General features: G+C 69.6%; 2 protein-coding genes. One reads left to right on the forward strand and one right to left on the reverse strand.

Annotated elements, in window-relative coordinates; genetic code table 11:
- Positions 1-196, forward strand: a 196-nt coding sequence (locus AC1DWF_RS32140) for a hypothetical protein (RefSeq protein WP_476842585.1), incomplete at its 5' end; no start/stop codon positions are given.
- Between the two features lie 18 nt (positions 197-214).
- On the opposite strand, the gene hutU is transcribed toward AC1DWF_RS32140, so the two are convergent.
- Positions 215-1,197, reverse strand: a 983-nt coding sequence (gene hutU, locus AC1DWF_RS32145) for a urocanate hydratase (protein ID WP_476842586.1), incomplete at its 5' end; no start/stop codon positions are given.

Consider the following 1,197-nt stretch of genomic DNA (forward strand, 5'->3'; position numbering starts at 1 on the left):
GGCCGATATCGTCGACCTGCTGGAAGGGTCGGGCCTGATCCTCCACCGCCTCGTCTCGCCGGTGCGGATCGGAACCCAGTTCGGCGGCGATCTCGTGAAGATGAACGCCATCTTCCTGCGCCAGCAGCGCCCCGCGGAAGCCCTCGGGCGCTACCAGCTGCTGGAAGAGATCTGGGCCCTGCCGTCGTCCTTCTGACGACGGCAGGCAGCGGCATCAGCGCAGGATGGCCGGCAGTTCCAGGCCCTTCTCCCGCGCGCAGTCCAGCGCGATGCCGTAGCCGGCATCGGCGTGGCGCATCACGCCCGTCGCCGGGTCGTTCCACAGCACGCGCGCCAGCCGTTCCGCGGCCTCGGGCGTGCCGTCGGCCACGATGACCATGCCGGCATGCTGGCTGTAGCCCATGCCCACGCCGCCGCCATGGTGCAGCGAGACCCAGGTTGCCCCGCTCGCCGTGTTCAGCAGCGCATTGAGCAGCGGCCAGTCGGAGACGGCGTCGGAGCCGTCCTGCATCGCCTCGGTCTCGCGGTTCGGCGAGGCGACGGAGCCGGAATCCAGGTGATCGCGGCCGATGACGACGGGGCCGATCTCGCCGCGCGCCACCATCTCGTTGAAGGCGAGCCCGATGCGATCGCGGTCGCCGAGGCCCACCCAGCAGATGCGCGCCGGCAGGCCCTGGAAGGCGATGCGCTCCTTCGCCATGTCGAGCCAACGATGCAGATGCGTGTCGTCAGGCATGAGCTCGCGCACCTTGGCGTCGGTCCTGGCGATGTCCTCGGGGTTGCCGGAGAGCGCGGCCCAGCGGAAGGGCCCGACGCCGCGGCAGAAGAGCGGGCGGATATAGGCCGGCACGAAGCCCGGGAAGTCGAACGCGTTGGCCAGCCCCTCGTCCTTCGCCATCTGGCGGATGTTGTTGCCGTAGTCGAGCACGGCCGAGCCCATCTTCTGGAAGTCGAGCATGGCCTGGACATGCTGCACCATGCTGCGCTTGGCCGCGGCATAGACCGCGGCCGGGTCGCTCTCGCGCTTGGAAGCCCATTCGGAGAGGGTCCAGCCGGCGGGAAGATAGCCGTTGCCGGGATCATGCGCGCTGGTCTGGTCCGTCACGATGTCCGGCACGACGCCACGGCGCACGAGCTCGGGAAACACCTCGGCGGCATTGCCCAGCAGGCCGACGCTGATGGCCTTCTTCTCCGCCG

This window comes from Aminobacter sp. P4_D5 (assembly GCF_056401815.1).